Consider the following 19,303-nt stretch of genomic DNA (forward strand, 5'->3'; position numbering starts at 1 on the left):
AGTAATTTTTATGACAATAAAGAGAAGAAAAGTTACCATGGACGGTAACACAGCAGCAGCTCATGTTTCTTATGCTTTTAGTGAAGTTTCAGCTATTTATCCAATAACTCCATCTTCACCAATGCCAGAATTTATTGATAAATGGGCAGCAAATGAAAGATTGAATCTATTTGGAAATCCTGTATCAGTTACAGAAATGCAACACGAAGCAGGAGCAGCAGGAGCAGTTCACGGATCCCTTGCAGCTGGAGCATTGACATCTACATATACAGCAAGCCAAGGACTATTACTAATGATTCCAGATATGTACAAAATCGCAGGAGAAAGACTTCCAGCAGTTTTCCACGTAGCAGCACGTTCCCTATCAACATGTTCAATCAACATGTATGGCGATCATCAAGACGTAATGGCAGCAAGAGCAACAGGATTTGCTATGCTTGCATCAGGTTCAGTTCAAGAAATTATGGATCTTTCTCCAGTAGCTCACCTTTCAGCTATAAAAGCAAGAGTTCCATTTATGAATTTCTTTGATGGATTTAGAACAAGTCACGAAATCCAAAAAATTGATGTTTGGGATTATGACCAATTTGAAGATATGGTTGATTGGAAAGCAATTGACGATTTTAAAAAGGATTCATTAAATCCACACAGACCAACTATGCGTGGTGTATTTGAAAAGAGTGGATATTTCCAAAGAACTGAAGCTCAAAATAAAGCTTACAATGGACTTCCTGAAATAGTTATTGATTATATGAATAAAATCAATGAAAAAATTGGAACAAATTATTCATTATTTAATTATGAAGGTGCAGAAGATGCAACTGATATAATTGTAGCCATGGGTTCAGGTACTGATACAATTCAACAAACAGTAGAAGAGTTGAACAAAGAGGGAAGAAAAGTTGGACTTGTTAAAGTACATCTTTATAGACCATTCTCAACTAAACACCTACTAGAAGCGATTCCAGAAACAGTTGAAAGAATTGCAGTACTAGATAGAACAAAAGAAAAAGGCTCAGCTGGAGAACCTCTATACTTAGACGTATTGGAAGCGTTCGCAGATTCTGATAGAAATCCAAAAATAATTGCAGGAAGATATGGACTTGGACAAAAAGATACAAGACCTGCTCATATAAAATCAGTATTTGATAACCTAGCAAAGGAAGATCCTAAAAATCACTTTACAGTTGGAATTAATGATGACGTAACTCACACATCACTTGATGTTGATGAAAGTTTCGTAATCTCTGATGGAAAAACAACTCGTTGCATTTTCTGGGGAAATGGTGGAGACGGTACAGTTGGTGCAAATAAATCTGCTATCAAAATTATTGGTGATAATACTGATATGTTTGCTCAAGGATATTTTGACTATGATGCTAAAAAATCTAACGGTCTAACAATGTCTCACTTAAGATTTTCACCAAATCCAATCCATGCTGCTTACTTTATAGATGAAGCTGACTTTGTATCATGTTCACCACAAGCATATGTAAGACAATATGACCTTGTTAAAAACTTAAAAGAAGGCGGAATTTTCTTATTAAATACAATTTGGTCAGAAGATGAATTAGAAGATCACATTCCAAATTATTTATTAAAAGAAATTGCAGATAAAAATATTAAATTCTACACAGTAAATGCTTCAAAAATAGCTCAAGAAGTAGGCCTTGGACATAGAACAAACATGGTTATCCAAACTGCTTTCTTCATCCTATCAGAAGTTTTACCAATAGATGATGCAATTAAATACCTAAAAGATTCAATAGAAAAATCTTACGGAATGAAAGGTCAAGATATTGTTGATATGAACAACAAAGCAGTTGACCGCGCAAGTGAAGAATTACAAGAAATAAAAGTTAAAGAAGAATGGAAAAACCTAGAAGATGATAGAAAAGGTGCAGATGAAAATGAACCAGATTTTATCCAAAACATGGTTAGACCAATTATAAACTTACATGAAGATGACCTACCAGTTTCAACATATCTACCATATGATGATGGTCAATACATGTCAGGAACTTCTAGATATGAAAAACGTGGTATAGCTTTATTTGTTCCAGAATGGAATATAGATAATTGTATCCAATGTAACCAATGTTCATACATTTGTCCACACGCTACAATTAGACCATTCTTATTAGATGAAGAACAAAAAGCTAAAGCACCAGAAGGATTTGAAACTAAAAAAGCTATAGGCAAGGGACTTGAAGGATACGAATTTAGAATCCAAGTTTCACCATATGATTGTATGGGATGTGGAAACTGTGTTGACGTATGTCCAGCTCCAAAGAAAGCCTTAGCTATGAAACCAATAGATGAACAAATTGAAAAACAAGCAGATAATTGGGAATTTGCTCACGGCGAAGTTGGATACAGAGATGACGAAATAGCTCCAACAAATGTTAAAAATTCACAATTTAGCCAACCATTACTTGAGTTCTCAGGTGCATGTGCAGGCTGTGGAGAAACTCCATATGCAAAATTAATCACCCAACTTTATGGTGACCATCAAATTATTTCAAACGCAACTGGATGTTCATCAATTTGGGGATCATCAGTTCCATCAATGCCATACTGTACAAATAAAAACGGAGAAGGTCCAGCTTGGGCATCATCCTTATTTGAAGATGCAGCAGAATATGGTTATGGTATGCTTCTTGCAACAAAATCAAATAAATTCTTACTAGAAACTCTTATGAAAAAATTCTTAGAATTAAAAGTTTCTACACCACTAAACGATGCATTCAACGAATGGTTAGAAAATAATGATGATTTTGAAGAAAGCAAAAAAGCTGCTATAAAAATTGAATCATTAATAGCAAATGAAACTGACAATGAAGAAGCTAACAAGATTATCGAAAGAATTAAAAATCTAAAAGATTATTTAGTTAAAAAATCTGTTTGGATCTACGGTGGAGACGGTTGGGCTTATGATATAGGATTTTCTGGAGTAGACCATGTTCTTGCAAGTGGCGATGACATTAATATAATCGTATTTGATACAGAAGTTTACTCAAATACAGGTGGACAAAGCTCAAAGGCAACTCCTCTTGCAGCTGTAGCAAAATTTGCAGCAAGTGGTAAAAAAGTTAGAAAGAAAGACCTTGGTTTAATGATGACAACTTATGGTTATGTTTATGTTGCACAAGTTGCAATGGGAGCAAACCAAGCTCAAACATTAAAAGCAATAAAAGAAGCGGAAAGCTATCATGGTCCATCACTAATAATTGCTTACGCTCCATGTATAAACCACGGACTAAAAGCAGGAATGGGTAAAACTCAAAGAAGAGAAAAAGAAGCTGTAGCAAGTGGATATTGGCACTTATGGAGATTTAACCCACTTCTTAAAGAAGAAGGTAAAAATCCATTTACATTAGATAGTAAAGATCCTACAGAATCTTTCCAAGAATTCCTACAAGGTGAAGTAAGATACGCTTCCCTCAAAAAAGCCTTCCCAGAAGATGCAGATAGATTATATGCAGAAGCTGAAGAAGCTGCAAAAGAAAGATTAGAATCTTACAAAAAAATGGAAAATAAATAAAAATTAAATCCTAAAAATAGCATATGAATCACTAAGTGTTTTATAAAACCAGGCTTATATAAGTCTGGTTTTTTATTTTTAAAATAATTTTTTGAAAAAATTTTAAAAATTTATGCCAAAATTTAATATTTTCTATACTTTTTTATTTCATATTTTTAATGTATAATTAAAAAACGAGGTAAAAGTATAGTAAGCGCCAGATCCCATTGGGATGACGAGGAATGGAGTTATCGAAAATTCGGCGGGTGCTCCATAGCTTTCACAGGCTCAGTATTTAACAAAAATAAGAAGCAATTCTTATGACAAAGTAAATAAAGTGATACCTCTAAAATTTAATATTAGGAGGATACTATGTGCGGAATAGTATGTTATAAGGGAAGGCTTAATGCCAGAGAAGTTATTATGGATGGTCTTGAAAGGCTTGAATATAGGGGATATGATTCGGCGGGAATCTCCCTTATTGATCAGGGTTTAATTAAAACTGTCAAAAAAAGCGGTAAGGTTAAAGTTTTAAAAGATGAGCTTTCAAAAAATCCTATAGAGGGAAATATAGGGATTGGCCATATTAGATGGGCAACTCACGGAGGTCCTTCAGATATAAATTCTCACCCCCATCTTTCAAATAATGGGAAAATTTCTGTAGTTCACAATGGAATTATTGAAAATTATAATGAACTAAAAGAAAATCTCAAAAAGGAAGGATACAGCTTTAAGTCTGATACTGACACAGAAGTTATTGCAGTTTTGATTGAAAAATATTACCAAGGAGATATTTTAGAGGCTGTAAAAAAAGCAAAAAATGATTTGAGGGGATCTTTTGCTCTTGGAATTTTATGCCAAGACGAAAGTGATAGACTTATAGTTTTAAGAGAGGAAAGTCCTCTTGTTTTGGGAATAACTGATGAGGGAATCCTTGCAGCAAGCGACCTTCCTTCAATCATAAAATATACAAAAGATGTAATTTATCTTGAAAATGGAGATTTGGTTGATATTAAGGGCGAATCTTTTACAATTTATGACAGAAATTTCCAAAAAATTCAAAGGAAAATTTCAAAAGTTGATTTCTCTTTTGAAGATTCAACCAAGGAAGGCTTTGATCATTTTATGATTAAAGAAATTTTTGACCAACCAAAGGCAATTGCAGATACAATCAGATTTAAAATGACTGGCGATAGGGTTGATTTTAAAGAAAATTCATTTTCTCTTGATGAGATTAAAAATTTCAAGAAAATTTATATAGTTGCTTGCGGAACTGCCTATCATGCTGGTCTTGTTGGGGCATACGCCTTGGAAAAATTTGCGAAAATTCCTGTAATTTGCGACATAGCAAGTGAATTTAGGTACAATGATCCTTTTATTGATGAAAATACCTTGATAATTTTGGTAAGCCAATCAGGAGAAACTGCTGATACTCTTGCAGCTTTAAGACTTGGTAAGATTAATGGTGCAAAGACTTTGGTTTTGACAAATGTTGTAGCTTCATCTCTTGATAGGGAGGCTGACAAAACAATTTATTGTTATGCAGGACCAGAAATTGCAGTTGCATCAACTAAGGCTTACACAACACAAATTATTTCTCTTTACATGCTTGCCCTTGATTTTTCTTTAAAACTTGGAACAGTTGATGAAAAAAAATATAAGGAAATAATTTCAGAAATGAAAAAAATTCCTGAAAAAATCAAGGAAATTTTGGGTGAGAGCGAGAAAATAAAAACTTACGCAAAAGAGATAAAAGATTTTGATTCTATGTTTTATATAGGTCGTGGTCTTGATTATAAATCTGTAATCGAAGGATCTTTGAAACTAAAAGAAGTTTCATACATTCATTCAGAAGCCTTGGCGGCAGGAGAATTAAAACACGGAACCATCGCCTTAATTGAAAAAGGAACACCGGTTGTTGTAGTTGCAAGTCAAAAAAATATAATGGAAAAAACCATATCAAATGTAAAAGAAATTATTTCAAGGGGGGCAAATATCTTTGCAATTTCAAAAAAAGATGATCATTTGAAAGAAATTTCCAACTTTAATTTCGAACTTCCACAAACAATTGATCCACTTTATCCAGTTTTATCTGTCATTCCTCAACAAATTTTGGCATATTATGTTTCATGTGCCAAGGGACTTGATGTTGATAAGCCTAGAAATTTAGCGAAATCAGTAACGGTAGAATAACTTGCACAAATAATTAAATATAGTATATTATAAATGAATTTATTTTACCAAAACCATGAGAAGCCTTAGGGCTTCTTTTTTTATTTTAAAATATTTTTTATTTCGATTTTTCTATAAATTTCCCAATAAATTATTTTTAATATTTATTAGTAAAAGCTTGAAATATACGGGATTTTATTTATAATATACTAAATTAATTAATAAAAATTAAAAAAATACTTGACAGGATTTTTAAATGATAGTATTATTGATTTATCAAAGAGATTAAAAAAAACCAGATAAAGAGAAGAGTAGTCGTATGGATTATTTTACAGAGAGCCCTGTTAAGCTGAGAGGGGTAAATAAAAAGTATGATGAAGATGGTCTCAGATGGGATAAGTCGATATTTAGATTTATACGGGAACTCCCGTTACAGAGTTAGGATATGATAGTATCTGAAGTGGCATTTTTTAGTGCAAAAAAGGTGGTAACGCGGAAAATTTTCGTCCTTATTGTAGTTTATCTACAGTAAGGACTTTTTTATTTGCTCAATTTAGGAAAGAAAGGTTTTTGAAATGATAAATATAAGTACAGAAGAGATAAAAAATTTGGTAAAGGAAAATTTGGATTTTGCCAAAAAAATAAAAAATTACCTACATGAATATCCAGAGCTTTCAAGTAAGGAATTTGAAACTCGCAAATTTTTAATAGATGAGTGCAAAAAACTTGGCTTAGAAATAGAAGAAGTTGAAAATTCTACAGGTTTTGTGGCAATTCTTGATACAAAAAAACAAGGTAAAATCTTGGGACTAAGAACTGATATAGATGCTCTTCCAATTTTAGAAAATGAAGAAAATCTAAAAGGAAAAAAGGAAGTTATATCAAAAAATCCTGGCGTAATGCATGCTTGTGGTCATGATTTTCACATGGCTCTTGCTCTTACAAGTGCAAAAATTCTAAGCGAACTTAAAGATAAGTTAAATGGAAAATTTTATTTTATTTTTGAAGAAGGCGAAGAAACAGGAGCTGGAATCCATGCAATGGTTAATCATTTAAAAAATATAAAATTTGATGCAATTTATGGAAACCATGTTGATAATCAAATCCCAACAGGAAAAATTGCAATTTCCAAAGGTAAAGTTAACGCAGGTTGTGCAGGAGTTGATTTTGATGTAATCGGAAAAGGCGGTCACGGTTCAAGACCTGATTTATCAACTTCTCCAATAAATGCCCTAGTAGCTATTATAAATAATCTTAACCAAACTTGGGCGAGCGGACTTGATCCAAATGAAATCGTAACTTTGGGAATTGGGTCAATAAATGCAGGCTTTGCTTCAAATGTTATTCCTGATAAGGCGAATTTAAAGGCTACTTTGAGATTTTTTGAAGATGAGGTTGGAGAAAAAGCCTTGGAAAAATTAAAAGATATAGCAGAAAAAACTGCAAGTATTTATGGTTGCAAGGTTAAATTTAACGATTATACAAGAGTTGTTGCCTATCCCGTTTCAAATGATGAAAATCTTTCAGAATTTGTAAGATCTTCTTTGGAAGAAATTTTACCAAATTCAAGAGTTGATAAAGAAGTTTCTTTTGGATCTGAATCATTTTATGGATATGGAAAAATTGCTCCAAGTGTTTTTGTAAGAATTGGTGTAAAAAACGAAGAAAAAGGATGTGGAGCTGGAGCTCATACTGAAAAATTTGATGTTGACAACGACGGTCTTTATTATGGACTAGCTTGTGCTTTAAATTTTTTGATAAATTTTGATAGAAAAGGAAGATAAGATGATTGAATTAAAAAATATTAGCGTAGACTTTGATGGTTTCAAGGCAGTTGATAGAGTTAATCTTAAAATTGAAAAGGCAGATGCCTTTGGTATAGTTGGATTTTCCGGAGCTGGAAAATCAACTCTTGTAAGATGTATAAATCTTTTGCAAAAACCATCAGAGGGAGAGGTTTTAATAAAAGGAGAAAATCTTTTGGACTTGTCTCAAAAAGATTTGAGGAAAAGACGTAAAAAAATCGGCATGATTTTCCAACACTTTAATCTTTTGAACAACCTTTCAGTAATTGATAATGTAATTTTTCCTATAAGAAAGGAAAATCTTTCAAAAGAAGAAAAAATAAAAAAGGCTCAAAAGCTTTTGGACTTGGTTGGAATTGGAGATAAGGCTGACTCATATCCGAGAGAATTATCTGGTGGTCAAAAACAAAGATGTGCCATAGCAAGAGCCCTTGCTTCAGATCCAGAAATTTTACTTTGTGATGAGGCAACAAGCGCTCTTGATCCAAAAACAACCAAGCAAATTTTAAAACTTTTGGGAGAGATTAAAGAAAAAATTGGAATAACAATTGTAATAATCACCCACCAAATGGAAGTTGTAAAGGATCTTTGCAATAAGGTTGCTGTAATGCAAGATGGAAAAGTGATTGAAGAAGGATCAACCCTTGAAATATTTTCAAATCCAAGACACAAACTTACAAAAGATTTCGTAGAAACTTCAACAAATGTAAACCAAACTCTAGAGGAAGTTAAAAACAATCTGGGAGTTTTGAAAAAAGGTGAATTTTTAGTAAAACTTTCCTATGTTGGAGAGGCGACAACAGAACCTGTAATAAATGAAATTTTTGAGAAATTTAATGTTAAGACCAATGTTTTGGCAGGAAATATTGAATTTATTACAAATGTTCCAGTTGGAAATCTTATAGTAACCTTCAAAGACGAAGGAGAAAATATTGACAAGGCTATTGAATATTTGATAGCTGGTGGAACTAATGTACAAATTTTAGGAGATAGTAATGGAATACTTTAATTATGCACTTTCAATAAAAGATAGGATTTTTGAAGATATAGGTCTTACATTTTATATGCTATTTTTATCAGCGATATTTTCAGGAATTTTTGGACTAATAATAGGAGTAATACTCGTTGTTACAAACGATGGAGGAATTTTGGAAAACAAAAAAGTTTATAGCATTTTGGATAAGATAACAAATCTTTTCCGTGCGGTTCCTTTCATAATCTTACTTGCAGTAATTAGTCCTTTGACAAATTTAATTGTAGGAACAAGAATTGGACCAACAGCTGCAATCGTACCTTTAGTTTTTTCTTGCGTGCCATTTTTTGCAAAGCAAGTTGAACAAGCTCTTGCAGAAGTTGATCCAGGAGTAATAGAAGCTGCGGAAGCTATGGGAAATTCACCATTTGAAATTATAACAGCAGTTTATTTAAGAGAAGGCTTACCATCACTTGTAAGAGCCTCAGCCATAACCCTAATTTCACTTTTGGGACTTACAGCAATGGCTGGAACAATCGGAGCAGGAGGAATAGGAAATCTTGCTATAGCAGTCGGATACAACAGATACAAAAACGATGTAGTTATTATATCGGTAATAGTTATTTTGATCATTGTCTATGCCATCCAAGGCATCGCCAATTTAATCATAAAAAAAACATCACATTAAAAATATAGGAGGAAAATGATGAAAAACTTAAAGAAAATTGCCCTAGGATTGTCACTCGTACTAACTTTAACAGGATGCGGAAATAAGAAGGATGATACAAATTCAAATTCTTCCCCATCAAATCAAGCAAAAACTGTAGACAGATTTGCTGATGCTAAAGTAATTAAAATTGGAGTTTGTGGAGAAAAAAATGAAGTTTTAGAAGATATTGCAAAAAGATTTGAAAAAGATACAGGAAAGAAAATGGAAATTGTACCATTTTCAGATTACAACCAACCAAACGAGGCTTTAAAATCTGGAGATATCGACTTAAATGCCTTCCAACACAAAAAATTCTTGGAAGATTATAACAAATCTCACAAAACAGATATAGTAGCAGTTGGAGATACCCTACTTGCTCCAATGGGAATATATTCTGACAAAATTAAAGATGTAAAAGAAATAAAAGATGGAGACAAAATTGCAATTCCAAACGACCCAACAAATGGAGCAAGAGCCCTTTTCTTACTTCAATCAGCAGGTTTAATTGAGCTTGAAGGAAAAGAAGGAGATGCAATAACTCTTGATAATATCAAGAAAAATCCAAAAAATCTAGAAATAATTGAACTTGATGCAAGCCAAACAGCAAGAAATCTTACAGAAGTTGCAGCATCAGTTATAAATTCTGGAGTAGCAGTAGATGCAGGATTTGTTCCAACTGAGGATGCAGTTTATCTTGAAGATAAAGACGATCCAGCAAAAGCAATCTATGTAAATATAATTGCAGCAAGAAAAGAAGATAAGGATTCAAAAACTGTAGAAAATTTTATAAAAAATTATTACCAAACAGATGAAACAAAAAAATTAGTAGAAAAAGAAACAAAAGGATCAGAAATTCCAGCTTGGAAATAAAATCTAAAAAATTAAGGAGATAAAAAATGAAAAAATTAGGAAAAATTGCCTTGGGACTTGCCCTACTTGTGGGACTTAGCTCATGTGGAAACAAGGAAGAAAGTAAAGTTACATCAAATTCAAATTCAACAGAAAATCCAAAAGAAAAACAAAGTATAAAAATCGGAGTTGTTGGGGAATATAACGACGTATTAAATGAAGTTATAAAAAGATATAAGGAAAAAACAGGAAATGAGGTTGAGCTTGTAGTATTTTCAGATTACAACCAACCAAACGAGGCACTAGAATCTGGAGATATTGATTTAAACGCCTACCAACACAAAAAATTCCTAGAAGAATATAACAAAGATCACAAAACAGACCTTGTTTCAGTAGGAAACACAATGCTTGCACCACTTGGAATTTATTCAAAAAAATATAAATCATTGGACGAAGTAAAGGAAAATGATGAAGTAGTAATTCCAAACGATGCATCAAACGGAGCAAGAGCCCTATTCCTATTACAAGATGCAGGACTTATAAAAGTAAAAGGAGAAAAGGGAGCTTCCGTAACAGTAAACGATATAGAAGAAAATTCAAAAAATCTAAAAATTACAGAAGTTGACGCTGCTCAAACAGCAAGAAATCTCGATTCAGCTGCCCTTGCAATTGTAAATGATACCTTCGCCCTAGATTCAAAAATTGCAACTGAATATCCAGCTTTAAAATTTGAAGAATCAAAAGCAGACGACACAAACCCATATGTGAATGTATTTGCAGCCAAAAAAGATAGAAAAGATGACGAAGTTTTAAATGATTTTGTGAAAAATTATTATCAAACAGATGACACCAAAAAAGACTACGAAAAATTCACAGGAGGAGCATGGATCCCAGCTTGGTAAAAATTTAATACCCCCTAAAATATAAAGGCTATGAGTTTTGCTCATAGCTCAGAGTGTAGACAAATTATGAATGTAGATAATATTTTATTTTAAAATAAAAATTGAGCTACATACCATCTCGACTAAGTGAGTGCAACGAATGCACGGAGAGATCTCATGAGATTTCTCGACTCACTACGTTCGCTCGAAACCTGTTAGGAAAAATCAAGTGTTTTTTTAAAAAAATTAAATAAATTTATAACTAAATTTGACCATAGGAAATAAGCCCTCTTTGAACTGACCCCCCAAAAGTTAGACCTAAAAAACTAACTAAAGGAGGTCAGTTTTTTTATGGCAAAATATAGCACAGAATTCAAAATGAAAGTGGTAAAAGAATATTTAGAATCCAGCAATCTGATATATATCTTTATCAAATAAATACGGCATCCCAAATGAATGCGTAATTAGAAGATGGGTAAATGCGTACAAGTCACAAGGTTATGAAGGGCTAAAAGTAAAAAGGAAAAATGCACAATATACATTGGAATATAAGTTAAATGTAGTAAACTTGTATTTAACAGGAGAAATGTCCTATCAAAGCCTAGCAAATGAATTAAAAATAAACAATCCGTCAATAATAACAAGGTGGGTAATAGACTTTAGAGAAAAAGCATAGAAGGACTGAAATCTAAAAAGAGGGGAAGACCTTCAAAAATGCCAAAATTACCGAAGAAATCAACAGATATCAAAATAGACTCATCAGTAAACTTAACTAATTCAGAAAATAATTCATTAACACAAGCACAACTAAAAGAAAAAATAAAGAAATTAGAAGAAAAAAACTACTGGCTTAAACTAGAAAATGATGCAATAAAAAAAAGATAGAATTGTCTCAAATGACAGATGCAGAAATAAGACAATTGCTGAAACAATCAGGGTCTTAAGAAACAAATACAAATTGAAAGACTTGTTAATATACTTTAATCTACCAAAATCAACATTTATGTATTGGCAAAAACATTTAAATATGCCAAATAAAGATGAAGAAATTGAAAATAAAATACTTAAAATTAGAAAAGAAAATCCAAACTACGGCTATAGAAGAATAACAGCTATGTTAAAATAACAGGACTAATAATAAACAAAAAGAAAGTACAAAGATTAGTTCAAAAGCTAAAACTACAAGTAAAAAGTTATTCAAGAAAATTTAGAAAATACTCATTCTACAAAGGACAGATAGGAAAGATATCAGACAATAAAATAAAAAGAAACTTTAAAGTAGAAAAACCATATATTCAAATAACAACAGATACAACAGAATTTAAGTATTTAGAAAAAGATAAAACAGGAACCTATCAAATAAAGAAACTCTATCTAAATCCATACTTAGATATGTATAACAGTGAGATACTAAGCTATGAAATATCAAAATAACCAACAATAGAACCAATCCTAAAAGCCTTAGATAAAGCAATAAAAGTAACTAACAAAACAAAAGAAAAAAGAATATTCCACTCAGACCAAGGATGGGCATATCAAAAAAATCAATACACATCAAGGTTAGAAGCAAACAGCATCATCCAATCCATGTCCAGAAAAGGCAACTGCTTAGACAACTCACCAATGGAAAACTTCTTTGGAATATTAAAACAAGAAATATACTATGGACACAAATTCTATTCATACGAGCACTTAAAACAAACAATTAAAGATTTCATAAAATATTATAACGAAGAAAGAATAAGAGAAAAATTAGGATACCTATCACCAGTAGAATATAGAAAGAAAAATGCAGCATAAAAATCTTCTACCCCTAAGGGTAGGAAAGGACAAAGAAATACCAGAGCTAGTTTAGTTCTAACTCTGGTATTAGGTCCAACTTAATGGGGTCACCTTATTTTTAGTTTCATCGTCTTTTTTCTATCTTAGGATTTTTGCAATAGCCTTTTTTAATTGAAACTTTATAAAACAAACCAAGTATATTAAAATACACAAAAGGAGAAAAACATGCAAATAAAAGAAATCTATATACCTTTTAGAAACTACAAAACATACACAAGAATAGTAAATTCTAACGGGAAAAAGCACCGTTAATATTTTTACATGGTGGTCCTGGCTCGGCCCACAATTATTTTGAAATCTTTAATGAATTGCTAAAAAACTTGATAGACCATTAATAATGTATGACCAAATAGGATGTGGTTTTTCAGCAGTAGATGTTCCGACTACTTGCTTTACCAAAGATTTTTGACTAGATGAACTTGAAAATCTTATACAATATCTAAAACTTGATAATTATCATATTTTAGGGCAATCTTGGGGCGGAATGATGGCAATAGACTACCTATGCGATAGGGAAAGTAAAAGTGTAAAATCGGTAATTCTTTCATCGACTCTTTCATCAGCAAAAATGTTGGAAGAAGAACAATATAGGAGAATATCCTACATGGATAAAAAAGATAGGGAGGCTATCTACCAAGCAAGGAGAGAAGGAAACTATACAGATAAAAACTACATTGTTGCCTTTGATAAATTCATGGAAAAATATTGCTCATCAAAAGCTGGTCCTAATTCAACTGAATACCTAATAAGAGAAAAAATAGGTGGAAAACTTGCTTACCTTACAGGCTGGGGAGAAAATGAATTTATCCCGCAAGGAAGCTTATCCGACTTCAAATATACAGACAAACTTTGTCAAATAAAGACAAAAACTCTAATAATGTCAGGGCAAATGGATCTATCATCACCCTACATAGGTAAAATTTTAAATGATAAAATAAAAAACTCCACCTGGCACCTATTTCAATACTCAAGACAGTTTTATCGACCAAAAAGAAGAATACTTTGAAGCCTTAGAAAAATTTTTAAAAAATTTATCTTAAAATCATTTAAAATCAAGCTATTTAAACCAATGACAAGAAAAGATAATATTTATATAATGAACAAAAGATGAACTGTAAAGTTAGGAGATTTTATGAAAAAATATTAGTTATACTTGCAGCAGGCATTGGTTCAAGATATGGTTCGGGTATAAAGCAATTGGCAAAAATGGACAAAAACAACTATATAATTATTGGTTACTCAATATATGATGCAATAAAAGCAGGTTTTGAAAAAAAGTTGTATTCATAATAAGAAAAGATATAGAAAAGGACTTCAAAGAAATTATAAGAGATAGAATTTCAGAAAAAATTGAAGTTTCATATGCTTATCAAAGCATTGATTTGCCAGAAGACTTTGAAAAATCATCACAAAGAAAAAACATGTGGAACAGTTCTGGCCTTAATTTCTTGTAAAAATATAGTTAAAGAACCCTTTTTATTAATAAACGCAGACGATTATTATGAAAAAGAACCCTATGCCGAAATGTATAAATTTTTAGACAAAGAAAGCAAAGGGGAAAATAAAATTGCTCTTGCAGGCTACAAACTAAAAAACACCTATCAAAAAATGGCAAAGTAACAAGAGGTATATGTCTTACAGATGAACAAAACCATCTTTTCGATATAAAAGAAACTCATGAAATATTCTTAGAAAATGGGAAATTATCATCAAAAGAAAATAGAAGCTCGGATGTTCTAAATATAAATAGCCCAGTATCCATGAATATGTTGGCATTTTTTCCTGAAATAATAGATATTGCCTATGATTACTATATAAAATATCTTGAAAGAAATAAAAATAACTTGATGGAAGCAGAATACGTCCTTCCGGATTTTCTGGCAGAACTTTTAAAAGATAAAAAAAGCGTAAGTTAAACTAATACCAACACCAGAGAAATGGATAGGTATAATCTACAAAGAGGATTTAAAACCCGCCCAAGATGCTTTCAAAGAATTAATAGCAAACAAAGAATACCTTGAAAATTTGTGGAAATAAAAACAAAAATAAAAAACTTGGAAATTCACAGCTAATAAAAGTTGTAATTTCCAAGTTTTTTATTTAAATAGAGATAATTTTTAATAAAAAGAATAAAAATAAAGAAGAAACCGAATAAAAAAAAGAAAAATAAAGAAAAATATAATAAAATCAAAAAAATAAAGTCAAAAAAAACCAAAAAAACAAAGAAAAACGATTGACATTCAAAAATAATATGTTATTATAATAATAAATAAAGAAAATTAGGAGGTATTATGAAAGCGTTAGCAAGATATGGTAAGAAATTTGGTGGTTACAGACTTATAGATGTAGATATACCAAAATGTGGTAAGGAAGACATTATTATAAGAGTAAAGGCTGCAGCAATATGTGGTGCTGATATGAAACATTTTAAAGTTGATAACGGTTCCGATGAATTTAATTCTATAAGAGGTCATGAATTTGCAGGAGAGATTGTAAAAGTTGGAGAAGATGTTAAAGATTGGCATGTAGGACAAAGGATAGTTTCTGATAACAGCGGTCATGTTTGTGGACATTGTCCTGCTTGCGAAAAAGGAGATTTCCTTGACTGCGAAGAAAAAACAAATATAGGACTAGATAATAATAGATGGGGAGGTGGATTTTCTAAATATTTAAAAATCCCTGGAGAAATTTTAAGGATACATAAACACGCAATTTGGGAAATTCCTGAAAATATAAGCTATGAAGAAGCGGCTGTTCTTGATCCAATAAGTAATGCTTATAAAGCAATTGCTCAACAATCAAGCTTCTTGCCAGGTCAAGATGTTGTAGTAATAGGAGCAGGTCCTTTGGGATTATTCTCTGTTCAAATGGCAAGAATAATGGGAGCTGTAAATATAGTTTTAGTAGGCCTTGAAGATGATGTAAAAACAAGGTTTGAAATTGGAAAGAAAGTTGGAGCAACACATACTGTAAACGGAAGCAATGAAGATGTAGTAGCAAGATGTTTAGAAATATGTGGAAGAGATAACTTGGGATTAGTATTGGAATGTTCAGGAGCAAATATCGCTTTAAAACAATCTTTAGAAATGTTACGCCCTAATGGAGAAGTTGTAAGAATAGGAATGGGATTCAAACCACTTGATTTCTCAATAAATACAATAACTGAATGGAATAAGAGCATTATCGGTCATATGGCTTATGATTCAACAACATGGAGAAATGCTATTCGTCTTCTATCAGACGGACAAATTCAAGTAAAACCAATGATAACTCATCATTTTGGATTATCTGAATGGGAAAAAGGATTCCAAGCTATGGCTAATAAGGATGCGGTTAAAGTTTTCTTAGAATATGACTTTGATGATAAAGACACTAAAGATTACGGCGAAAAATAAAAGGAGCTTGTATGAATAAATTTTTGCTCGCTCCGTCTATGGGATGTTGTGATTTATTCGATTTTGCTCATGAAGTTGAATATATAGATAAGCATGCTGATATTTTACATATTGATATCAAAGACGGAAATTATGTAAAAACATTCAGCATAGGCCCTGACTTTATGAGAGCTTTAAAGGATAAAGTGAAAAAACCTATGGATGCACATCTTATGGTGAAACATCCACAAAATATTATAGAAGATTGTATTGATGCAGGAGCAACTTATGTAACTGTTCACAGTGATTGTATAGAAAGTGACGCCTTTGTAACATTTAATAAAATAATTTCTTTAGGAGCAAAAGCTGGAGTTGCAATAAATCCTGCAACTCCTATAGAAAATATTAAAAATTATTTGCATAAATTATCAAAGGTAACAGTTATGCTGGTTGATGCAGGCTATGCAGGACAAGAAGTTATACCCATAACTTATGAAAAAATTAAAGATTTGGTAAGAATAAGAAAAGAGCAAAATCTTGACTTTTTAATAGAAGCTGATGGCTCTATGAATAAGGGAATATACAAAAAATTAAAAGAAGCGGGAGCAGATGCAGTGGTTCTAGGGCCACCAGCACTTTGGAATAAGGCAGACGATATAGAAAAAGCATGGGAAATTATGCTTAGTGAAATAGATGAAGAAATTAATTAAATAAAAAATATGAGGTAAAAAAATGGAAGATAAGAGATATCCGAATGTAGGAGCAAGATTAGACAGATTGCCAACTTCAAGCTGGCATACTGAAATGTGGCTGGTAACAGCATTTGCTTTGTTAGTTTGTTGGTCAAATGGTATAGGAGGACTTGTAGGAGCAAGACTAATAGAAATCGGCTGGATAAGCCAAGATGGACTTGCTACATTTTCTTCACTTTATACAGCAGGAATGTTATTTGGTGCTTTAATAGGTGGAATTATTGGAGATAAAATAGGTAGAAAAAGAAGCATACTTTTGTATGAAGCAATACATATAGTTTCTATGTTAGGAGCAATTATTTGTCCTAGTATGAGCTTATTATACATAATAAGAACAGTTCAAGGATTTGGCTTGGGAGCTTTACTAGTAGTACTTTTTGCAGGATTTACTGAATATATGCCAGCAGTTTCAAGGGGAACATGGTCAAGTAGAACATCATTTATAGGAAACTGGGCACACCCTGTAAGCTCAACAATAGCAACTTTAATTGTAAGTATGGGTGTAGCACCTGAATTGGATTGGAGATTACAATTTGCAATTCCTTCAATATTATCATTATTAGCAACAGTTCTTATTTTTAATAAATTCCCTGAATCACCAAGATGGCTTGAATCACAAGGAAGATACGAAGAAGCTGAAAAAATAATAAGTGAAATTGAAGTTAGAGTTGAAAAGCAAATAGGAAAAAAATTACCTGAAGTTAATCCAGATCTAGCTGTTAAGGCTGAAAATTTACCATATTCAGCACTATTTAAGGGAGAACTACTAAAAAGAGTTATAATAGGATCTCTTGTATTAATTGGAATGAATGTAATTCAATATACATTAATGAATTGGTTACCTACAATTTTTGCTGCAAAAGGAATTAATACAAAGGATTCCACACTTTTAAATACTGTAGGTTTATTCGGAGCACCTTTTGGAATATTTATAACATCATTAATTATGGATAAGCTACCAAGAAAAGTAATGGGAGTAGGTCTCTTAGTAATAATAGGAGCTTTGGGAATATTCTATGGTCAATTAGAATCTCTATCATCAATTTCTATAGTAGGATTTATATTGTTTACATTTATTTATATGTATGTTTGTTTTGCATCAGCAGTATATGTACCTGAAATTTGGCCTACAAATGCTAAATTAAGAGGTTCAGGTTTTTGTAACGCTGTTGGAAGAGCAAGCGGAATAGTATTTCCTTTCATAGTAAACTCAGTTTTAACAAACTTTGGTCCATCAGCAGTATTTGTTTTGCTTTCAGTAGTTGCAGCTATAATTGCTATAGGAATTATATTCTTGGGAGTTGAAACAAGAGGAGAATCTGTAGAAGAAATAGGCTTACAAAGATAATATTGATTAAGGAGATAAAATGAAAAATACAGAAGCAATTTTAGTAAAACCAAAACATTTTGAAATCCAAGAAACAGAAATAGGAGAACCTGGTAACAAGGAAATAATGATAAAGGTTGAGTATGTAGGTATGTGTGGTTCTGATATTCATGGATTTGAATTTGGACCATTTATACCACCAAAAGATCCAAATCAAAAAATAGGCCTTGGTCATGAGGTGTGTGGAGAAGTAGTTAAAATAGGCAAAGATGTTACTAAATTCAAAGTTGGAGATAAGGCAATAATAGAACCTGGAATAGCTGACTTAACAACCGATTATTCAAAAACAGGAAGGTATAATATTTGCCCATCAGTTGATTTTCTTGCAACACAACCTAATTATAAGGGCGCATTAACAAACTATATGATACATCCAGAAGCTTGGTCTTTTAAACTACCAGAGAACATGAATTCTATGGAAGGTGCTTTGGTTGAACCTGCTGCAGTAGGAGTTCATGCGGCAAGAATTGGTGGAGCACGTCCAGGAAAATCGATAGTTATATTTGGTGCTGGATGCATAGGCCTTATGACTTTACAAGCTTGTTTAGCTAATGGAGCAACAGATGTTACCATTGTAGACGTTGTAGAAAAAAGGCTTAAAAAAGCTGAAGAATTAGGAGCAAATAAGGTATTTAATTCATTAAAGGGAGATTTTGTTGAATATGTAAAAGAAAATTATCCTTTAGGAATAGAATTAATTTTTGAAGCTGCAGGAGCAGAAGTAACAATGAATCAATCGGTTCAAACTGTTGCAAGAGGTGGAAAAATAATAATGGTAGGAACTCAATCAAAACCTGTTCCTATAGATTTCTTAAAAATAAACAGAGAAGTGACTATTCAAACATCCTTTAGATATTGTAATGATTTTCCTGAGACAATTGAAGCAATAAGAACAGGAAAAATCAATGTAAAAACTATGGTTTCAAATATTTATGACTATGAAAATGTTCAAGAAGCATTCATGGAAGCTATAGATAAGGAAAAGAAACAAGACATAATAAAAGGTGTCATAAAGGTAATAGATTAATATAGGGAG

17 protein-coding genes, 1 pseudogene and 1 other annotated feature are annotated in these 19,303 nt (G+C 32.0%); all 18 genes and pseudogenes read left to right on the top strand.

The genetic code is table 11. The annotated features are described in order from the left end of the window. The first annotated feature begins 10 nt into the window (after window positions 1-10). Complete coding sequence (gene nifJ / locus BN3265_RS01125) at window positions 11-3,544, top strand: pyruvate:ferredoxin (flavodoxin) oxidoreductase (RefSeq protein WP_058989742.1); 3,534 nt, start codon at window positions 11-13, stop codon at window positions 3,542-3,544. A gap of 351 nt (window positions 3,545-3,895) precedes the next feature. Beyond that, window positions 3,896-5,716, top strand: a complete 1,821-nt coding sequence (glmS, locus tag BN3265_RS01130) for a glutamine--fructose-6-phosphate transaminase (isomerizing) (RefSeq protein ID WP_058989743.1) — start codon at window positions 3,896-3,898, stop codon at window positions 5,714-5,716. A 269-nt stretch (window positions 5,717-5,985) separates the two neighbouring features. Then, window positions 5,986-6,209: a binding site (T-box leader), on the top strand. Window positions 6,210-6,270: 61 nt separating this feature from the next. Continuing rightward, the gene (locus BN3265_RS01135; RefSeq protein WP_082664079.1) at window positions 6,271-7,479 is read left to right on the top strand and encodes a M20 metallopeptidase family protein; all 1,209 of its coding nucleotides are present in this window, start codon (window positions 6,271-6,273) and stop codon (window positions 7,477-7,479) included. 1 nt (window position 7,480) lies between these two features. Further along, entirely contained in the window at window positions 7,481-8,509 is a 1,029-nt protein-coding gene (locus tag BN3265_RS01140) for a methionine ABC transporter ATP-binding protein (RefSeq protein WP_058989744.1), read from the top strand. Then, window positions 8,496-9,161, top strand: a complete 666-nt coding sequence (locus BN3265_RS01145) for a methionine ABC transporter permease (protein WP_058989745.1) — start codon at window positions 8,496-8,498, stop codon at window positions 9,159-9,161. The genes BN3265_RS01140 and BN3265_RS01145 overlap by 14 nt, the downstream gene beginning before the upstream one ends. An 18-nt stretch (window positions 9,162-9,179) precedes the next feature. Then, entirely contained in the window at window positions 9,180-10,052 is an 873-nt protein-coding gene (locus tag BN3265_RS01150; protein WP_058989746.1) for a MetQ/NlpA family ABC transporter substrate-binding protein, read from the top strand. Window positions 10,053-10,078: 26 nt separating this feature from the next. Beyond that, window positions 10,079-10,933: a MetQ/NlpA family ABC transporter substrate-binding protein gene (locus BN3265_RS01155; protein ID WP_058989747.1), complete on the top strand. Its 855-nt coding sequence runs from the start codon at window positions 10,079-10,081 to the stop codon at window positions 10,931-10,933. Window positions 10,934-11,626: 693 nt separating this feature from the next. After that, complete coding sequence (locus tag BN3265_RS09515; RefSeq protein WP_167338298.1) at window positions 11,627-11,797, top strand: hypothetical protein; 171 nt, start codon at window positions 11,627-11,629, stop codon at window positions 11,795-11,797. 142 nt (window positions 11,798-11,939) lie between these two features. After that, window positions 11,940-12,038, top strand: a complete 99-nt coding sequence (locus tag BN3265_RS09740) for an IS3 family transposase (RefSeq protein WP_342411782.1) — start codon at window positions 11,940-11,942, stop codon at window positions 12,036-12,038. Window positions 12,039-12,361: 323 nt separating this feature from the next. After that, complete coding sequence (locus BN3265_RS09745; protein WP_342411872.1) at window positions 12,362-12,712, top strand: IS3 family transposase; 351 nt, start codon at window positions 12,362-12,364, stop codon at window positions 12,710-12,712. Between the two features lie 469 nt (window positions 12,713-13,181). Then, window positions 13,182-13,760: pseudogene (locus BN3265_RS01165) on the top strand (alpha/beta fold hydrolase); the annotation flags it as partial. A 101-nt stretch (window positions 13,761-13,861) separates the two neighbouring features. Continuing rightward, on the top strand, window positions 13,862-14,044 hold the full coding sequence (locus BN3265_RS09750) for a hypothetical protein (RefSeq protein WP_342411783.1): 183 nt from the start codon (window positions 13,862-13,864) through the stop codon (window positions 14,042-14,044). 72 nt (window positions 14,045-14,116) lie between these two features. Next, complete coding sequence (locus BN3265_RS09755) at window positions 14,117-14,374, top strand: hypothetical protein (RefSeq protein ID WP_342411784.1); 258 nt, start codon at window positions 14,117-14,119, stop codon at window positions 14,372-14,374. Between the two features lie 140 nt (window positions 14,375-14,514). Beyond that, entirely contained in the window at window positions 14,515-14,670 is a 156-nt protein-coding gene (locus tag BN3265_RS09760) for a hypothetical protein (RefSeq protein WP_342411785.1), read from the top strand. A 375-nt stretch (window positions 14,671-15,045) separates the two neighbouring features. Then, the gene (locus BN3265_RS01175) at window positions 15,046-16,149 is read left to right on the top strand and encodes a zinc-binding dehydrogenase (protein ID WP_058989748.1); all 1,104 of its coding nucleotides are present in this window, start codon (window positions 15,046-15,048) and stop codon (window positions 16,147-16,149) included. Window positions 16,150-16,160: 11 nt separating this feature from the next. Next, window positions 16,161-16,838, top strand: coding sequence for a beta/alpha barrel domain-containing protein (locus BN3265_RS01180; RefSeq protein WP_058989749.1), 678 nt, complete (start codon window positions 16,161-16,163; stop codon window positions 16,836-16,838). Between the two features lie 22 nt (window positions 16,839-16,860). Continuing rightward, complete coding sequence (locus tag BN3265_RS01185; protein WP_058989750.1) at window positions 16,861-18,228, top strand: MFS transporter; 1,368 nt, start codon at window positions 16,861-16,863, stop codon at window positions 18,226-18,228. Window positions 18,229-18,247: 19 nt separating this feature from the next. Further along, on the top strand, window positions 18,248-19,294 hold the full coding sequence (locus BN3265_RS01190) for an NAD(P)-dependent alcohol dehydrogenase (RefSeq protein WP_058989751.1): 1,047 nt from the start codon (window positions 18,248-18,250) through the stop codon (window positions 19,292-19,294). The last annotated feature ends 9 nt before the right edge of the window (window positions 19,295-19,303 follow it).

It is taken from the genome of Anaerococcus rubeinfantis (assembly GCF_001487145.1).
In the GTDB taxonomy this organism is placed as follows: Bacteria; Bacillota; Clostridia; order Tissierellales; family Peptoniphilaceae; genus Anaerococcus; species Anaerococcus rubeinfantis.

Bases quoted from the DNA above. Each gene is read 5' to 3' on its own strand.
- nifJ (WP_058989742.1), top strand. From the start codon at position 11: ATGACAATAAAGAGAAGAAAAGTTACCATGGACGGTAACACAGCAGCA.
- glmS (WP_058989743.1), top strand. From the start codon at position 3,896: ATGTGCGGAATAGTATGTTATAAGGGAAGGCTTAATGCCAGAGAAGTT.
- BN3265_RS01135 (WP_082664079.1), top strand. From the start codon at position 6,271: ATGATAAATATAAGTACAGAAGAGATAAAAAATTTGGTAAAGGAAAAT.
- BN3265_RS01140 (WP_058989744.1), top strand. From the start codon at position 7,481: ATGATTGAATTAAAAAATATTAGCGTAGACTTTGATGGTTTCAAGGCA.
- BN3265_RS01145 (WP_058989745.1), top strand. From the start codon at position 8,496: ATGGAATACTTTAATTATGCACTTTCAATAAAAGATAGGATTTTTGAA.
- BN3265_RS01150 (WP_058989746.1), top strand. From the start codon at position 9,180: ATGAAAAACTTAAAGAAAATTGCCCTAGGATTGTCACTCGTACTAACT.
- BN3265_RS01155 (WP_058989747.1), top strand. From the start codon at position 10,079: ATGAAAAAATTAGGAAAAATTGCCTTGGGACTTGCCCTACTTGTGGGA.
- BN3265_RS09515 (WP_167338298.1), top strand. From the start codon at position 11,627: ATGCCAAAATTACCGAAGAAATCAACAGATATCAAAATAGACTCATCA.
- BN3265_RS09740 (WP_342411782.1), top strand. From the start codon at position 11,940: ATGCCAAATAAAGATGAAGAAATTGAAAATAAAATACTTAAAATTAGA.
- BN3265_RS09750 (WP_342411783.1), top strand. From the start codon at position 13,862: ATGAACTGTAAAGTTAGGAGATTTTATGAAAAAATATTAGTTATACTT.
- BN3265_RS09755 (WP_342411784.1), top strand. From the start codon at position 14,117: ATGCTTATCAAAGCATTGATTTGCCAGAAGACTTTGAAAAATCATCAC.
- BN3265_RS09760 (WP_342411785.1), top strand. From the start codon at position 14,515: ATGAATATGTTGGCATTTTTTCCTGAAATAATAGATATTGCCTATGAT.
- BN3265_RS01175 (WP_058989748.1), top strand. From the start codon at position 15,046: ATGAAAGCGTTAGCAAGATATGGTAAGAAATTTGGTGGTTACAGACTT.
- BN3265_RS01180 (WP_058989749.1), top strand. From the start codon at position 16,161: ATGAATAAATTTTTGCTCGCTCCGTCTATGGGATGTTGTGATTTATTC.
- BN3265_RS01185 (WP_058989750.1), top strand. From the start codon at position 16,861: ATGGAAGATAAGAGATATCCGAATGTAGGAGCAAGATTAGACAGATTG.
- BN3265_RS01190 (WP_058989751.1), top strand. From the start codon at position 18,248: ATGAAAAATACAGAAGCAATTTTAGTAAAACCAAAACATTTTGAAATC.